At 74.3% G+C, this 15,134-nt stretch carries 15 protein-coding genes, 1 tRNA gene and 1 pseudogene; 4 read left to right on the top strand and 13 right to left on the bottom strand.

Annotation, left to right across the window (positions count from 1 at the left end; translation table 11 throughout):
• Positions 1–304 precede the first annotated feature (304 nt).
• From ACZ5DC_RS23460 to ACZ5DC_RS23445, 4 genes are read right to left on the bottom strand one after another with little or no spacing between them, the layout of a single operon-like run.
• Entirely contained in the window at positions 305–1,018 is a 714-nt protein-coding gene (locus ACZ5DC_RS23460; protein ID WP_468655607.1) for a haloacid dehalogenase type II, read from the bottom strand.
• A complete protein-coding gene (locus tag ACZ5DC_RS23455) occupies positions 1,008–1,532 on the bottom strand; it encodes a hypothetical protein (protein ID WP_468655606.1) in 525 nt (174 codons plus the stop codon). The genes ACZ5DC_RS23460 and ACZ5DC_RS23455 overlap by 11 nt, the downstream gene beginning before the upstream one ends.
• A 6-nt stretch (positions 1,533–1,538) precedes the next feature.
• Positions 1,539–1,898 carry a hypothetical protein gene (locus ACZ5DC_RS23450; protein ID WP_366753433.1) on the bottom strand — a complete coding sequence of 120 codons (360 nt, stop codon included), beginning with the start codon at positions 1,896–1,898 and terminating at the stop codon, positions 1,539–1,541.
• Positions 1,895–2,644: a cbb3-type cytochrome c oxidase subunit I gene (locus ACZ5DC_RS23445; protein WP_468655604.1), complete on the bottom strand. Its 750-nt coding sequence runs from the start codon at positions 2,642–2,644 to the stop codon at positions 1,895–1,897. Before ACZ5DC_RS23445 ends, ACZ5DC_RS23450 begins: the two co-directional genes overlap by 4 nt.
• Positions 2,645–2,835: 191 nt before the next feature.
• Between ACZ5DC_RS23445 and fdh the strand changes: the two genes are divergently transcribed.
• The gene (gene fdh / locus ACZ5DC_RS23440; protein ID WP_468655602.1) at positions 2,836–6,105 is read left to right on the top strand and encodes a formate dehydrogenase; all 3,270 of its coding nucleotides are present in this window, start codon (positions 2,836–2,838) and stop codon (positions 6,103–6,105) included.
• 41 nt (positions 6,106–6,146) lie between these two features.
• Here fdh and selD read toward each other — a convergent pair whose 3' ends face one another.
• Positions 6,147–7,160, bottom strand: coding sequence for a selenide, water dikinase SelD (selD, locus tag ACZ5DC_RS23435; protein ID WP_468655601.1), 1,014 nt, complete (start codon positions 7,158–7,160; stop codon positions 6,147–6,149).
• A gap of 37 nt (positions 7,161–7,197) precedes the next feature.
• Here selD and ACZ5DC_RS23430 point away from each other — a divergent pair.
• Positions 7,198–7,290, top strand: a tRNA-Sec gene (locus ACZ5DC_RS23430).
• A 20-nt stretch (positions 7,291–7,310) separates the two neighbouring features.
• Here the strand turns inward: ACZ5DC_RS23430 and ACZ5DC_RS23425 are convergent.
• Positions 7,311–9,065, bottom strand: a pseudogene (locus ACZ5DC_RS23425) (SelB domain-containing protein); the annotation flags it as partial.
• Between the two features lie 202 nt (positions 9,066–9,267).
• Complete coding sequence (gene selA, locus ACZ5DC_RS23420) at positions 9,268–10,671, bottom strand: L-seryl-tRNA(Sec) selenium transferase (RefSeq protein ID WP_468655599.1); 1,404 nt, start codon at positions 10,669–10,671, stop codon at positions 9,268–9,270.
• Between the two features lie 133 nt (positions 10,672–10,804).
• Here selA and ACZ5DC_RS23415 point away from each other — a divergent pair, with 133 nt between their 5' ends.
• Entirely contained in the window at positions 10,805–11,155 is a 351-nt protein-coding gene (locus ACZ5DC_RS23415) for a hypothetical protein (RefSeq protein WP_468655597.1), read from the top strand.
• Positions 11,156–11,455: 300 nt separating this feature from the next.
• On the opposite strand, the gene ACZ5DC_RS23410 is transcribed toward ACZ5DC_RS23415, so the two are convergent.
• On the bottom strand, positions 11,456–12,154 hold the full coding sequence (locus ACZ5DC_RS23410; RefSeq protein WP_468655595.1) for an alpha/beta fold hydrolase: 699 nt from the start codon (positions 12,152–12,154) through the stop codon (positions 11,456–11,458).
• 118 nt (positions 12,155–12,272) lie between these two features.
• On the opposite strand from ACZ5DC_RS23410, the gene ACZ5DC_RS23405 reads away from it, so the two are divergent.
• Positions 12,273–12,611 carry a winged helix-turn-helix transcriptional regulator gene (locus ACZ5DC_RS23405; RefSeq protein ID WP_468655593.1) on the top strand — a complete coding sequence of 113 codons (339 nt, stop codon included), beginning with the start codon at positions 12,273–12,275 and terminating at the stop codon, positions 12,609–12,611.
• A 30-nt stretch (positions 12,612–12,641) separates the two neighbouring features.
• On the opposite strand, the gene ACZ5DC_RS23400 is transcribed toward ACZ5DC_RS23405, so the two are convergent.
• From ACZ5DC_RS23400 to ACZ5DC_RS23380, 5 genes are all read right to left on the bottom strand, one after another.
• Positions 12,642–12,764 (bottom strand): hypothetical protein, encoded by a 123-nt coding sequence (locus ACZ5DC_RS23400; RefSeq protein WP_468655591.1) that lies wholly within the window; start codon positions 12,762–12,764, stop codon positions 12,642–12,644.
• On the bottom strand, positions 12,725–13,165 hold the full coding sequence (locus ACZ5DC_RS23395) for a SpoIIE family protein phosphatase (RefSeq protein WP_468655589.1): 441 nt from the start codon (positions 13,163–13,165) through the stop codon (positions 12,725–12,727). Before ACZ5DC_RS23395 ends, ACZ5DC_RS23400 begins: the two co-directional genes overlap by 40 nt.
• A gap of 87 nt (positions 13,166–13,252) precedes the next feature.
• Positions 13,253–13,573 carry a hypothetical protein gene (locus tag ACZ5DC_RS23390; RefSeq protein ID WP_366761017.1) on the bottom strand — a complete coding sequence of 107 codons (321 nt, stop codon included), beginning with the start codon at positions 13,571–13,573 and terminating at the stop codon, positions 13,253–13,255.
• A 144-nt stretch (positions 13,574–13,717) separates the two neighbouring features.
• Complete coding sequence (locus tag ACZ5DC_RS23385) at positions 13,718–14,410, bottom strand: alpha/beta fold hydrolase (RefSeq protein WP_468655587.1); 693 nt, start codon at positions 14,408–14,410, stop codon at positions 13,718–13,720.
• A 319-nt stretch (positions 14,411–14,729) separates the two neighbouring features.
• The gene (locus tag ACZ5DC_RS23380; protein WP_468655585.1) at positions 14,730–15,080 is read right to left on the bottom strand and encodes a helix-turn-helix transcriptional regulator; all 351 of its coding nucleotides are present in this window, start codon (positions 15,078–15,080) and stop codon (positions 14,730–14,732) included.
• Positions 15,081–15,134: the final 54 nt, after the last annotated feature.

Raw genomic sequence — 15,134 nt, 5'->3', positions numbered from 1 at the left:
CCGACGGCACGCGGGGGTGCGAAGCCACTGCCGGCACACCCGCGTACCGGACGCGCGGACCACACCGGCACCGACCCCTCCCAGCCACCGCCTCCAAAAAGGACCCGGTACACGGTCGTCCCACAGCGGGAAAGGCTCCGGGCGGCGGACAGCTGACGGCGCACGAGGGCCGAGACCGCCGACGGCACGCGGGGGTGCGGAGCCACTGCCGGCACACCCGCGTACCGGACGCGCAGGCCGCACGGGCGCCGGCCGCTTCCGCTCCCGCCCCTTGGGCGTACCGCGCGGGCGCGTCGGACGAGACCTAGTCGATGTCCTCCCCGTCGATCAGCTGCCCCTGGGCGACGAGTCGTTCGGCCAGGTCGGGCAGGCTGGTGGCCTCGATGGCCGCGGGGAGGCAGGTGGCCGGGTAGGGCTGGGGGGTGCGCCGCAGCCAGGCGGTGGCGAGGCCGGCGCGGGCCGCGCCGTCGATGTCCCAGGGGTGCACCGACACCAGCGCGACCTCGTCGGCCGGGACGCCCGCGGCCGCCACGGCGTGGGCGTAGGCCTCCCGGGCGGGCTTCCAGCGGCCCACCGCCTCGACGTCGAGGTGTGTCTCGAAACAGTCGGTCAGTCCCGCCTGTTCGACGACCGCGCGGGTGGTGCCAGCGGAGCCGTTGGTGAGGGTGACCAGACGGTACCCGTGGGCGCGCAGGGCCCGGACGCCGTCGGGGACGTCCGGGTGCAGGGGCAGCCGGGGCAGCGCGGCGAGGACGCGCTCCGCCGCCTCCTCGGGGTCGGTCACGCCCCGCGCCGAGGCCGCGAGCGTCCGCAGCCCGTCACGGGCCACGTCGCCGAAGGACGCGTGGCCCCCGGCCAGGCTCAGGGCGATCCCGTCCCGCAGGACACCGGCGAACCAGGCCGGGAGCGACTGTTCCGGCAGCCCGGCCCGCGCCATCAGGGCCGCGAGCGGGGACAGGTCGGTGAGCGTCTCGTTGACGTCGAACACGAGAACGCGGGGGCGTCCGTCACCGGACAAGGGGATCGCCTCCTTCCAGGTGGCCGGCCGGGCCGGCCAGGGCCTCACGTTCCTCGCGGTTCACCCACGACCAGGTGACCGCCGCGGCCGCGACGCCGACCGGCAGCATGCCGGCGACCATGGCGAGCCCGGCCGCGGTGTGGCCGGCGGCGACCGTGCCCACCGCCGGAAGGTCGAGCAGCGGAGCCGCGAGGAACAGGTACAGGCAGCGGCCCGGGTCGTCCAGCCGGTGCCGGGTGCGGGCGACGGCCGGCAGCCAGAACAGCACCGCGGTCGCGAGCAGGACGGGTTCGGTGACCCCCGCGCCGCCGGGTGGTGCGAGGCCCACGGGATCGCCGAGGACGGCCCAGGCGTGCGTCAGGACCAGCAGGGGCAGGGCCACGCCCGCCGGGACGCTGATCCGCTCCCAGAGCGGGGAGTTCCGCAGGCATCGGACGGCCGTCGGGACCACCACGGCGACGAGGACGGCCGACCAGGCCATCGCCGCCACGGACGCGTGCGCCGGGTGCTCCATGGCGCCTCACTTCTCCCGCGCCGTCGTCCCGTGCACCACGAGGGCGACGGACAGCATGAGCAGCGGCACGGCCACGACGAGCAGCCAGCGGCCGTAGACCAGGCAGAGCCCGGCCAGCAGCAGGCCGATCGCGCCGGGGAGCACGCCGCCCGCGCCCCTGTCGGGCACCCGGTAGCGGACGTGCTGGTCGGGCCTCGCGCGGGAGGACACGAGGACGGCAAGGGCGAACAGCTCCAGGACGAGGACGACGCCGCCCCACAGCCAGTACGTCATCGAGTTCTCGCGGTAGATCGCCAGCACCCCGAGGAGCAGACCGTTGAGCACGCCCCAGCCCGCGACCAGGAGGGCGGAAAGATGCCGTTTCACGCGGTGCCCCCTCCCGTCCCGCGGTCCAGCAGCGGGGCGAAGCTCGTGACGGGCGGCAGCGGGCGGTCCGCGGGGAAGTTGAGGCGCGGCGGCGGCGAGGTGGTGGCCCACTCCAGGGTGTGGCCCTCCCACGGGTCGTCGCCGGCCGGTTCGGCACGGCCCGGACAGCGGCGGCGCAGCGTCCACAGGACGTTGACGACGAACACCGTCATGCCCGCGGCGAGGAAGGCCGCGCCGATGCTGGCGAGCAGGTTCAGCAGGCCGAAGCCGTCGAACGTGGCGTAGGTGACGACCCGGCGCGGCATGCCGAGGTAGCCGAGGGCGAACATCGGCAGGAAGGTGAGGTGGGTGCCGATGACCAGCAGCCAGAAGTGCAGGCGGCCCATGCGTTCGTCCAGCAGGGTGCCGGTGGCCTTCGGGAACCAGTAGTAGACGACCGCGAACGACTGCGGGACGAAGGCGAGCGCGAACAGCATGGGGACGCGCAGCCGCAGCCGGCCGCCCGGGATCGTGCCCAGCATGCCGAAGTACTCCACGCCCGCGGGCACCAGCAGGGCGATGGAGGTCAGGGAGTAGTAGTCGTTGGCGGCCTGCCCGGTGGCGAACATGTGGTGGCCCCACACGCTCATCGACAGGGCGGCGAACACCAGCAGGGACAGGGCCGTGCCCCGGTAGCCGAAGAAGCGGCGGCCGGAGAACACCGCCGCCTCGTTGCCCCTGACCGTCACCGCGATCGCTCCCGTCACTCGTTCGGGACCGTGACCACCCGGACATTACGGTCACTGCGCCCGGTCACTCCGCCGACACACCGCAAGCGGCGGAGTCCCCCGGCACGCGTAGCCGGGCGCGGCGGGGGTACCCCGTCGCCGGTCACGGCCGGGGATGCCGTGACCTCAGGAGTGCGGGACAATCGAGGCACCGAGCGGGAGGAGGAGTCGTGGGCGTGCGTACGTGGATCGACTCCTGGCCTGTCTACCGCCAGCTCACCGGCACGGATCCGCTCGGCCGCGGCGCCGCCGCGAAGAGCGGGCACAGCGCACGGCTCACGCCCCGGGTCGCCTCGGCCGACCGGGTGGTGAAGTCCGTCTGCCCCTACTGCGCCGTCGGCTGCGGCCAGAACGTGTACGTGCAGGACGGGAAGGTCACCCAGATCGAGGGCGACCCGGACTCCCCGATCTCACGCGGCCGGCTGTGCCCCAAGGGCGCGGCGAGCCTCCAGCTGACCACCGGGGACGCCCGCGAGTACCAGGTCCTCTACCGGCGCCCACACGGCACCGAGTGGGAGCGGCTGGACCTGGACACGGCGATGGACATGATCGCCGACCGGGTGATCGCGGCGCGCCGGGACGGCTGGCAGTGGGAGGTCGACGGGGCCCGCACCCGGCGCACCCTGGGCATCGCGAGCCTGGGCGGGGCGACGCTCGACAACGAAGAGAACTACCTGATCAAGAAGTTGTTCACCGCGCTCGGAGCGATCCAGATCGAGAACCAGGCGCGCGTTTGACACTCCTCCACCGTTCCCAGTCTGGGAACCTCGTTCGGACGCGGCGGCGCGACCACGTTCCAGCAGGACCTGCAGAACGCGGACTGCATCGTCATCGAGGGCTCGAACATGGCCGAGTGCCATCCGGTCGGGTTCCAGTGGGTGATGGAGGCCAAGGCCCGCGGTGCGAAGCTGATCCACGTCGATCCGCGCTTCACCCGCACCAGCGCCCTCGCCGACCTGCACGTGCCGCTGCGCGCGGGCACGGACATCGCCTTCCTCGGCGGGATCGTCAACTACGTGCTCCGGCACGAGAAGTACTTCCGTGACTACATCGTGGCGTACAGCAACGCCCCGATGATCCTGCGGGAGGACTTCCGGGACACCGAGGACCTGGCCGGCGTCTTCTCCGGCCTGGACGCCGACAGCCGCTCGTACGACAACGGCAGCTGGCAGTACGAGGGTTCCGAGGTCCAGGCGGCCTCCGGCGAGCGGGACCAGGAGGACGGCGAGCGCAGCGGCGGCGGCAGGTCGGTGACCGAGGCGGCCCGCGGTGAGGCGCACGGTTCCGGCGGCGCGGTGATCGGCGAGGGCGAGCCGGAGCGCGACGAGACGCTCACCCATCCGCGGTGCGTGTTCCAGGTGCTGAAGCGGCACTACGCCCGCTACACGCCGGAGATGGTGGAGCGGATCTGCGGGGTGCCGCGGGACGTGTTCCGGCAGGTGTGCGAACTGGTCACGGAGAACTCCGGGCGCGACCGCACGACCGCGTTCGCCTACGCGGTCGGGTGGACCCAGCACACGGTGGGCGTGCAGTACATCCGGGCGGCCTCCGTGCTGCAGACCCTGCTCGGCAACATCGGCCGGCCCGGCGGCGGCATCCTCGCGCTGCGCGGGCACGCCTCCATCCAGGGGTCCACGGACATCCCGACCCTGTTCAACCTGCTGCCCGGCTACATCCCGATGCCGCACGCCCACCAGAACCAGGACCTGGACGCCTTCGTCGAGGCCGAGGCCGCGCACAAGGGCTACTGGGGCAACATGCGCTCCTACCTGGTGAGCCTGCTCAAGGCGTACTGGGGTGACGCGGCGACGGCGGAGAACGACTTCTGCTTCGACTACCTGCCGCGGCTCACCGGCTCGCACTCGACGTACGAGACGACGATGGCCCAGCTGGAGGGCGTCTGCAAGGGCTACTTCCTCGTCGGCGAGAACCCGGCCGTGGGCAACGCCAACTCCAAGCTGATGCGGCTCGGCATGGCCAACCTGGACTGGCTGGTCGTCCGGGACTTCTCCCTGATCGAGTCGGCGACCTGGTGGAAGGACGGCCCGGAGATCGAGACCGGGGAGATGCGCACGGAGGACATCGGCACCGAGGTGTTCTTCCTTCCGGCCGCCGCGCACACCGAGAAGGACGGCAGCTTCACCAACACCCAGCGGCTGCTCCAGTGGCACCACCAGGCCGTCGAGCCGCCCGGCGAGGCGCGCAGCGACCTGTGGTTCGCCTACCACCTCGGGCGGATCATCCGGCAGAAGCTCGCCGGGTCCGGCGACGAGATGGACCGGCCGGTGCTCGACCTCGCCTGGGACTACCCGACGAGGGGCCGGCTCGCCGAGCCGGACGCGGAAGCCGTCCTCGCCGAGGTCAACGGCCGTGACGCCGCCGGCGACCCGCTGTCGTCGTACGAGCAGCTGAAGCCCGACGGCTCCACCGCGTGCGGCTGCTGGATCTACTGCGGTGTGTACGCCGACGGCGTCAACCAGGCGGCCCGCCGCAAGCCGGGCCGGGAGCAGGACTGGGTGGCGGCCGAGTGGGCGTGGGCCTGGCCGGCCAACCGGCGGATCCTGTACAACCGGGCCTCCGCCGACCCCGAGGGCAGGCCGTGGAGCGAGCGCAAGGCGCTCGTGTGGTGGGACCCGGACAAGGGCGAGCAGGGCGAGTGGACCGGGCACGACGTCCCCGACTTCACGAAGGACAAGGCCCCGGACCACGAACCGCCCGAGGACGCCTCCGGGCCGGAGGCCCTGTCCGGCACGGACCCGTTCATCATGCAGGCCGACGGCAAGGCCTGGCTGTACGTGCCGTCCGGGCTCACCGACGGGCCGCTGCCGGCGCACTACGAACCGCAGGATTCCCCGTTCCCGAACCTGCTCTACGACCAGCAGCGCAATCCGGTACGGCATCTGCTGCCGCCGCACCCGGACAACCGCTACCAGCCGAGCGGCGACGAGCCCGGCTCCGGGGTGTTCCCGTACGTGGCCACCACCTACCGGCTCACCGAGCACCACACGGCGGGCGGGATGTCCCGCTGGCAGCCGTACCTCGCGGAACTCCAGCCCGAGTTCTTCTGCGAGGTCTCCCCGGAGCTGGCCGCCGAGCGGGGCCTGGCGCACACCGGCTGGGCGACGATCGTCAGCGCGCGGGGCGTGGTCGAGGCGCGGGTGCTGGTCACCGACCGGATGTCCCCGCTGACGGTGCACGGCCGCCGGCTGCACCAGGTGGGGCTGCCGTACCACTGGGGTCCGAACGGCTACAGCACCGGGGACGCGGCCAACGAGCTGCTGCACCTGTCGCTGGACCCGAACACGCACATCCAGGAGACGAAGGCGTTCGCCGTCGACATCCGCCCGGGCCGGCGGCCCCGGGGTCCGGCGGCCCTGGCGCTGGTGCGGGCCTACCGGATCCGGGCCGGCATCGACGAGCACACGGGCACGGAACCGTGAGCTCGGTGAACGGCGTGGCCGGGTGAGCGGCCGGGCCGGTCCTACCTGAGCACGACGGAGTGGGCCCCGCGCGGCACCAGCTCCCCGACCACCGGCGCCCCGGGCACCTCCCCGGCGACGAGCAGCCCGCCGGAGGTCTGGGCGTCGGCGAGCAGCAGCCGGGTGTCCTCGTCGGTGTCCCCGAAGTCGGTGTGCGGCGCGACCCACTCCAGGTTCCGCCGGGTGCCACCGCTGACGTACCCGTCCCGCACGGCCTCCCGGGCGCCCTCCAGATACGGCACGGCGGCGGTGTCGACCACGGCCGTGACGCCCGAGGCGCGGGCCAGCTTGTGCAGATGGCCGAGGAAGCCGAACCCGGTGACGTCGGTGGCGCACTCGGCGCCGGCGGCCAGTGCCGCCTCGGACGCGTCGCGGTTGAGGGCCGCCATCGTGGCGACGGCGTGCGCGAACCGCTCGCCGGTGGCCTTGTGCCGGTTGTTCAGGACGCCGGTGCCGAGCGGTTTGGTCAGCGACAGCGGCAGTCCGGGCCGGCCGGCGTCGTTGCGCAGCAGCCGCTCCGGATCGGCGATGCCGGTGACGGCCATGCCGTACTTGGGCTCGGGATCGTCGACGCTGTGCCCGCCGCCGACGTGGCAGCCCGCCTCGGTGGCGACGTCCAGTCCGCCGCGCAGCACCTCACGGGCGAGGTCGAACGGGAGCCGGTCGCGCGGCCAGGCGAGCAGGTTGACGGCCAGCACCGGCCGGCCGCCCATCGCGTACACGTCGGACAGGGCGTTGGCGGCGGCGATCCGGCCCCAGTCGTAGGGGTCGTCCACGACCGGGGTGAAGAAGTCGGCCGTGGCCACCAGGGCGGTCCCCCGGTGCGTGACGACGGCCGCGTCGTCGCCGGTGGCGAGGCCGACGAGCAGCGGGGTGTCGCCGCCGGGGAGCGGCGGTGCGGTCAGCCCGGCGACCACCTCCTCCAGCTCCCCGGGCGGGATCTTGCAGGCGCAGCCGCCGCCGTGGGCGAATTGCGTGAGCCGTACGGGCGCCTGACGGGCCGGTGTCGTGGTCATACCTGTGGTCTCCTGGGGCATTAGCCTGGCGAGCGGTGGAGGCGTGTGGGTGCCTGGTGGCCCTCCCGGTCTTCAAAACCGAGGTGCCCGAGGATCTCGGGCAGGCGGGTTCGATTCCCGTCCGCCTCCGTTCCCCTCCCCCGGCGCGGTACGGCAGCGCCGGCGCTGGTCGTCGACGCGTTCCGTGTACCCGCGGGCGTCCAGGAACTCCAGCAGCGGTACGGCCACCCGGCGGGTGGTGCCGAGCGCGCGCCGCGCCTCGCTGAGCGTGAACGGCTGCGGCAGCGCGCGCAGGACGGCGGCGGCGTCGGCGTCCGACCCGGGCAGCAGCACGATCCCGTCGGCGATCCGGAGCAGGGCTCCCGCTGCCGCGGCGGCGGCCGACGCCCGGCGGTCGAGACCCAGTTCGGCGAGCCGCCCGGCCTCGGGGGCGCGGAACGGGGTGCGGGCGAGGTCCCGGCGCAGGGCGTCCACGGCGGCGCGGACGGGTGCGGGCAGGGCCGGTCCGGGACTGTCGGCGGGGTACAGCCGGCCCTGCCTCGCCCGCAGCCGGGGCTGTGTCGCCGCCAGCGCGTCGACCAGGGCGCGGTCGGGCAGGCCGAGCAGCCGGCGGGCCGCCTCGGCGGGCAGGCCCGGGTCCAGCGGGTGGGCGCGGGCGTGCTCCACGACGTGTCCGGCCAGCCGGTCCTTCAGCAGGCTCCAGTGCGCCTCGTCGGCGAGCCAGTCCCCGGCGACGGGGTCGGCGGGCACCGGGACGCCCATCGCCCGCAGGTCGGCGCGGCGGACGAGCTTGCGGCGGCGCAGTTCGGCGGCGCCGTCCGGACGGCCGGTCATCGTCTCCAGCTCGGCCGCGCGGGCCCGGCCGGCGCCGCGCCGGGTCAGCCGGGGCGGCCGTACGTCGAGGACGGTGGCGCCGCAGGGCGGCCGGGTGCCGCCGGGTTCGCGCAGCACCGCGCGGTCGCCGGCCCGGAGGGGCAGCCCGCGGCGCAGGGTGAGCCGGGCGGTGTCCGGGCCGAGCGGGCGGACGGTCACCGGCACGGCGGCCGTCCCGATGTGCAGGGTGACGTTGCGGGGCAGGTCGGCCACCGGCTCCCCGGTGACCCGTACGTCGGCCACCTCGGTGCTCAGCCAGCGGTCCGGGGTGAGCAGCGCCTGGCCGCGGCCCAGGGCGGCGTCCTGCCGGCCGTGGACGTTCACGGCGACGCGGGCCACCGCGCCGACGGCCGTCCGCTCCTCGTGCAGGCTCTGCAGGCCGCGCACCCGCACGGCCGATCCGTCCGGGGTGACCAGCCGGTCGCCGATGCGCAGGGTGCCCGCGCCGAGGGTGCCGGTCACCACCGTTCCGTGGCCCCGGACGGTGAACGCCCGGTCGAGCCAGAGGCGTACGTCGGCCTCGGTGTCGGGCGCCGGCAGCTCGGCGGCCAGCCGGGCCAGCTCGGCGCGGAGGTCGTCCAGTCCCGCGCCGGTGACCGCGCTGACCGCGACCTGCGGCACCTTGCCGAGGGAGGTGCCGGCCAGCCGCTCGACGGCGTCGGCGCGGACCGGCTCGGGGTCGGCGAGGTCGCTGCGGGTCACCGCGAGGACCGCGTGCCGGACGCCGAGCGCGTCCAGGACGGCCAGGTGCTCCTGCGACTGGGGCTGCCAGCCCTGGTCGGCGGCGACCACGAACAGCACGGCGGGTACGGGGCCGACACCGGCCAGCATGGTCGGCACGAACCGCTCGTGACCGGGTACGTCGACGAACGCGAGGTGGTCGGTGCCGAGCCGGGTCCACACGAAGCCCAGGTCCAGGGTGAGCCCGCGGCGCCGCTCCTCCTCGTACCGGTCGGGCTCCATCCCGGTGAGGGCCCGGACCAGCGCGGACTTGCCGTGATCGACGTGCCCGGCGGTGGCGAGAACGCGCATCACACCTCCCTCTCGCGGGGGGCCGGCGTCCCGCCCGGACGCTCGGCGCCGCGCCGTTCACCTCACGCGGGCGGCGGAGTGTGCCGGCCGGCCTTCCGCGCCCCACGACGACCAGCATCACACCGTCCACGCTTCCATGGGGCCATGGGCGCCCCTCGTCGCTCCGCGCGGACCCGGCACGGTGTCCCCCGCGCCGCACGGATCACCTGCCCCGCCCTTCCACGGCGGCCCGCGCCGCCCGCACCGCCTCGGCCAGCCGGTCGTCGTCCTGCGGTGGCACCGTCCTCAGGTCCAGCAGGCAGCGCCCCGTCTCCAGACGGCCGACGACCGGGGCGGAGCCGGTGCGCAGCGCGGCGCCGTACGGTTCGGGCAGGGAGAGGGCGGCGCTGGGCAGGGTGACGCCGGGGGCGCCCCCGCCGCCGACCGTCGCGGCGCTCTCGACGGCCAGGACGTCGATCCCCTCGGCGGCCAGCCCGGCGGCCAGCCGGCCGGCGCGGGCCCGCAGCAGGGCCGGGTCGGCGGTGAGGGCGAGCGCGGTCGGAGTGGGCGGGCCGGTGAGGGTGGCCTCCAGGGCGGCCAGGGTCAGCTTGTCGACGCGCAGGGCACGGGCCAGCGGGTGCCGGGCCAGGGCGCGGACCAGGTCCTCCCGGCCGAGCAGCAGTCCGCACTGGGGTCCGCCGAGCAGTTTGTCGCCGCTGGCGGTGACGAGCGCGGCGCCGGCGCGCAGCTGGGTGTCGGCGTCGGGCTCCTCGGGCAGGGCCGGGTGGGGCGCGAGCAGCCCGGAGCCGATGTCGACGACGACCGGCACGCCGAGGCCGGTGAGGTCGGCGACCTCGGCGGACCGGGTGAAGCCGGTGATCCGGAAGTTGGACGGGTGGACCTTCAGCACGAACCCGGTGTCCGGCCCGACGGCGGACGCGTAGTCGGCGGGGACCGTGCGGTTGGTGGTACCGACCTCGCGGAGCCGTGCGCCGGTGGAGACGAGCAGGTCGGGCAGGCGGAAGCCGTCGCCGATCTCCACCATCTCGCCCCGGCTGACGACGATCTCCTTGCCGGCCGCGAGGGCGGTGGCGGCGAGGACGAGGGCGGCGGCGCCGTTGTTGACGACGTGCGCGGCGCCGGCGGCCGGCACCGCGTCGCGCAGGGCGGCGAGCGCGGAGCGTCCTCTGCGGGCCCGGACACCGGTCCTCAGGTCGAGTTCGACGTCCGTGGGACCGGCCGCCTCCCGCACGGCCCACCGGGCCGCCTCGGACAGCGGGGCCCGGCCGAGGTTGGTGTGCAGCAGCACGCCGGTGGCGTTGAGCACCGGGCGCAGCCCGCTCGCGGTGCCGGGCAGCAGGTCCAGGGCCGTCCGCGGGACCTGTTCGGGCGGGATGCCGCCCGCGCGGGCCCGCTCCTGCGCCTGCCGTACGGCGGCCTTCACCCGGTGCGCGCCGAGCCGTTCCACCGCCTCGGCGAGCCGGGGGTCGCGCAGGAGGGCGTCGGTGCGCGGGATGCGGCGGCGCGCGTCGCCGGCCGCGTCCCGCCGCCGGGGCGGGTCCGTGGTCACGGGGGCGCCGCGCGGGCCGTCCTCGGCTCTCCCCCCTGGTACCGGCCGCTGTTCCATTCCGCCCTTGTCCTCCCGGTCCGGCCCTGTGCCCGTACGGACTCGGCCCATCGTCTCCCAGTGCCCCCGGCGGGCCGTCCGACACGCCGGAACGGACGTTGGCGGTGGCCGTCGCCCGGGTACCCGGCGCCGCATGAAGGACCATGAGGACAAGCGACACGACGAGAACGCGACGGCGGCCGAGCGGGCCGCGCGCCGGCAGCGCGAGGCGGACCGCGAGCGCGCCGCATCCCAGCCGTTCGACTACCCGTACCCGGAGCGCCGGGCGAACGTGCGGGCCCGGCGGCACATCAGCGAGGCGCAGGCAGCAGCGGACACACCGCCGGGGATTCCCGGCGGCTACGGCACGACGGGCGGCGGCCGGCCCGGCGCCGCCGGTGCCGCCCACCCGCCGTCCCGTGAGCACCGCACCACGTCGGCGGGAACGCCGGCCGCGGAGCCGGGCAGTGACGACGAGGGGCCGGTGAACCGCTCCGAACGCTGACGGGCGGCAGGGAAGAGGGGCCCGCGGAAGACGCACGGTGTCCGCGGACGGTTCACGGTGCCCCGGTGGGCCACGGCCGGTCGTCGGTGTCGTCGGGTTCCGTCGGCCGGGGCGGCGGCGCCTCGCCCGCGGTGAGGGTCTTGGCTGACCTGGCAGCGTGCGGCGGCCCGTCGTAACGGCCAGCCGTCGTCCACGACGCACCGGGCCGGACGCAGCCTGCCGGTCGCAAGCGACACCAAGCCCAGAAGGCCCTCACCTGTTCGAGCACCCGGGACGCGTGTCACCAAGGTCCCGGGACGCCTAGGCCGTCTCGAGCAGCAGCGCGCTGAGTTCGACGGGCATGGTGATCATGCAGTCGTGGCCGGTCGGCAGCTCGCGTACCCGTTCGCCTGCCGGGACGGGACGCCGGGTGATGCCCGCCGGCCGGCCCACGACGCAGTGGATGTGTGTGCGCGGGATCGTGCGCGCGGCCGGGTCGTCCAGCTTGACCGGCTCCCGCAGGCACCGCACCGGCTGGTCCGACAGCATCGAGCGCAGCCAGGCGAGGTCCTCGGGATCGGTGACGCCGAACAAGCCGAGCGGCGGCGGCTGCTCGGGCATCGGCGGAACCCGCCAGCCGTCCACGGCGAGGTCGATGAGCTGCTTGGTGACAGGGAGGACGTCGACAGCGCTCTCGCCGTCTTCGGGGACCATCGCGTCGAGGAACACCAGATGCGCGATCCGCTCCGGGACCCGGTTGGCGACCCCGGAGATGACCATCCCGGCGTAGCTGTGCCCGACGAGCACGACGTCGTGGAGGTCCTCGTCCTCGATCAGGCCGGCGACGTCGTCGATGTGGGTGCTGAGCCCGATCTCGGGGCTCAGCAGGTGTGCCTTGTCGCCGTAGCCGGTCAGCGACGGCGCGAGCGCCCGGTGCCCGGCCGCCTCCAGGAGCGGGACCACCCGGTCCCAGCTTCGCCCGCTGTGCCAGGCGCCGTGTACCAGTAGGAATGTGGCCATGGTCGTGTGGTTCCTCCTCGTGCCCCGGTACTCTTTGGTAACCGCGAACATCGTGATCCCCGCGACACTCCCCGGGCAATACGGCACTTTTCGGTGCCCCGGTTCTCAGGAGGTAACCGTGCAGGACCCGTGCCAGGCCCGCGAAGTCCTCGGGATCGTCGGGGACAAGTGGGCGCTGCTGATCGTGCGCATGCTCAAGGACGGGCCGTTGCGCTTCACCGAGCTGAAGCGGGCCGTCGACGGCATCAGCCAGCGCATGCTCACCGTGACGCTGCGCGACCTCGAACGCGACGGGATCCTGACGCGCACGGTCCGCAACGTCATGCCGCCGCACGTCAGCTACGAACTGACCGACATGGGCCGGAGCCTGCGCGAGGCCACCGCGCCGCTGCTCGAATGGAGCATCACGCACCTGCCGCACATCGACGCCGCTCGCACGGCCTACGACAACCGCTGAACGGGTAAGGGCCGCGCAGACGGGTGGTCATCAGGCCAGGGCGGCCGGGCCGTCCAGGCCCACGACCAGCACCGCCGCGTCGTCCTCGTGCCCGACGCCCTCCGCGCCCTTGATCACCGCCGCGGCGAGCGCGCGGGCCTCCAGGCCGGCCACGGCGGCGATGCCGGCGAGTCGCCGGTGAGCAGGACGAAGACTCCGCCGGTGGTGAGCCGGTGCCGGGTGACCGGGAAAGCGAAGCCCTGCCGGATGCCGAGCGGCGGTCCGCCCTCGTCGTCGACGACGCCGGACTTGCCGTCCGCCGTGGCCCAGACGATCGGGATGTGACCGGCCCGGGCGCCCTCCAGCACCCCGGTGGCCGGGTCGAGCCGCATGAAGGTGCAGGTGGCGACGAGGTCGCCGCCCAGGGAGAGCAGCAGGTCGTTGGTGCGGGCCAGCAGTTCCCCGGGATCGCCGGTGACCGAGGCGGGGGTGTATCGCACCGCGAGGTGGACTCCGGGCGCGGCCGGCAGGCCGAGTCTGGCCAGCGGCTCGTCGCCCTCGTTCGTGGTGCGCATGCGGGGCATCGATCACTTCCGACGGGACGGGTGACCCTCGGACGGCCCCAGGAGGGCCGATCGCCTGACGTGTCGGCGAACGCGCCGTCAGCGGACCTCGGAGTCGATGCCGGTGATCACCGCGGGCCCGAGCGGTGCCGTCCGCTCGTCCAGCCCCGCCTGCTGGAGCGCGGAGTCCGCGAGCCTGCGGGCCTCCTCCTCTGCGTGCCGGCCGGTGTCCGCGTCCACGGTCAGGCGCAGGGTGAAGGTGTTGTCGTCGTTGACGCTGAGCGCGTCCAGGTCCTCCGCGCTGCCCATGTGCGTGCCGTGCGGATCGGCGGGCCGGAGCGCCTGGGCCAGCCGGGTGCGGGTGTCGGCCTCGATCCCGGTGGTGAAGGTGCCAGGGACGCTGATCACGTAGGTCGTCATGAGACGGTCCTTTCCTCGGGCGTACGCCCGTCTACCCCGATTCGCGGACTTCGCACAGCGGGCGGCCGGGGACGCCCGCTCCGCCAGCGTGGTGTTCAACCCGCGCTGACCGTTCCGCACGCTCCCCGGGGAGGCGTGGGCCCCTCAGATCCAGCCGTCGAGCGCGCCCATGAAGCCGTCGAAGTCGTCACGGTAGACGCAGTGCCCGGCTCCCTCGACCGTCCGGACCTCGAAGCCCCGCCGCACCAGCTCCTCGTCCAGGCCCGGCCGCAGGAGGTCGCCGGCGCCGGCCAGGACCACCAGGGAGGGCACCACCGGGCGCGCCGGTGTCCGGCTGACCGCGTAGATGTCCGGCAGAACCCGGGCCGAGTCGGGGTCCCAGTCGGCGAGCGTGGCCATCTCCACGTCCACGGCGGCTTCGTCCCAGCGCGGATTGAGGCTCTTGACCATCGCGCGGTTCGCGGACTTGAAGACGGCGAAGTACGCGGACGCCTCGGCCACCCTGGGCCGTATGTCCCAGGCGGGGTCGCAGTAGACGGCCCGGGCGGGCACCAGCCGTTCCACGGCGCCGGCCAGGGCCAAGGCCCCGAGCGAGTGGCCGATCACCAGTTCCGGCCGCTCGGGCAGGGTGTCGACGAGGTCGCCCGCCCAGGCCTCGGGACTGTACTCGCCCCGGCCGCTCGCGCCGTGCCCGCGCAGGTCCACGCCGACGACCCGGTATCCCTTGCCGGCGAGGACCGGTGCGACCCGGTGCCAGGTGCGGTGGTCGGACATGATTCCGTGCACGAGGACGGCGATCCGGTCGCCGGTACCCCACTCGTGCGTGTGCAGCCTCATCGGCGCCGCCTCCCCGTCATCCTCCGGCCGATCATGTCATCACGGCGCGCGCCGGATCCACGCCACACCGGTGGCCGGCCGGCGTCCGTCGTCCCGCGCGTGACGCGGGAATCCGGGTGGCGCGGGCCCGTGTCCGCACGTCGGCGTACCGGCACGTCCGGCCCGGGGCATGCGGACGGCGGCCGCCTGCGGCCCGGTGGCTTTCACCCGCTCGCCCCGGCCCCGGGCGATCCGGCGCCCGCCGGGGCACGCCGAACCGCCGGCGCGGACGGACCCGGCTTCGATCGGCCCGGTCCCGGCCGGAGTGCGGCGGCCGCGCTCAGGCGGTCATCACACTGGTCGAATCGCTCTGCCCCGAACGTTCCGCCTCGTCCTGGACGAGCATCGACAGGAGCGACGCCACCGTCAGGCCGATTCCCGCTTCGGCGGGATGCCGCAGGGTCCTGCTGGGATCGATCCGGTAGGTGTTGCCTCGCCCCTCCCGGGTGTGAGACAGGTAACCATCCTGCTCCAGATCCGCGATGATCTTCTGCACAGCGCGCTCGGTGAGCCGACAGCGCGCGGCGATGTCGCGTATGCGCGCGTGTGGGTTGTCCGCGATGGCCGCAAGTACGCGGGCATGGTTCGTGAGGAAGGTCCACCCGCTGTGCGACTCAGGCACTCCATCCATGCCCCGAGTCTACCGACAAAACTTTCATGCACCCAAAAACACGTATTGCCATTC

The sequence above is a fragment of the Streptomyces sp. NPDC031445 genome (genome assembly GCF_055581365.1).
The sequence above is the reverse complement of the archived record's forward strand: the minus strand, read 5'-3'. Positions and strand labels throughout refer to the sequence as shown.

Bases quoted from the DNA above. Each gene is read 5' to 3' on its own strand.
- ACZ5DC_RS23455 (WP_468655606.1), bottom strand. From the start codon at position 1,532: ATGGAGCACCCGGCGCACGCGTCCGTGGCGGCGATGGCCTGGTCGGCC.
- selD (WP_468655601.1), bottom strand. From the start codon at position 7,160: ATGACCACGACACCGGCCCGTCAGGCGCCCGTACGGCTCACGCAATTC.
- selA (WP_468655599.1), bottom strand. From the start codon at position 10,671: ATGGAACAGCGGCCGGTACCAGGGGGGAGAGCCGAGGACGGCCCGCGC.
- ACZ5DC_RS23415 (WP_468655597.1), top strand. From the start codon at position 10,805: ATGAAGGACCATGAGGACAAGCGACACGACGAGAACGCGACGGCGGCC.
- ACZ5DC_RS23410 (WP_468655595.1), bottom strand. From the start codon at position 12,154: ATGGCCACATTCCTACTGGTACACGGCGCCTGGCACAGCGGGCGAAGC.
- ACZ5DC_RS23395 (WP_468655589.1), bottom strand. From the start codon at position 13,165: ATGCGCACCACGAACGAGGGCGACGAGCCGCTGGCCAGACTCGGCCTG.
- ACZ5DC_RS23390 (WP_366761017.1), bottom strand. From the start codon at position 13,573: ATGACGACCTACGTGATCAGCGTCCCTGGCACCTTCACCACCGGGATC.
- ACZ5DC_RS23385 (WP_468655587.1), bottom strand. From the start codon at position 14,410: ATGAGGCTGCACACGCACGAGTGGGGTACCGGCGACCGGATCGCCGTC.
- ACZ5DC_RS23380 (WP_468655585.1), bottom strand. From the start codon at position 15,080: ATGGATGGAGTGCCTGAGTCGCACAGCGGGTGGACCTTCCTCACGAAC.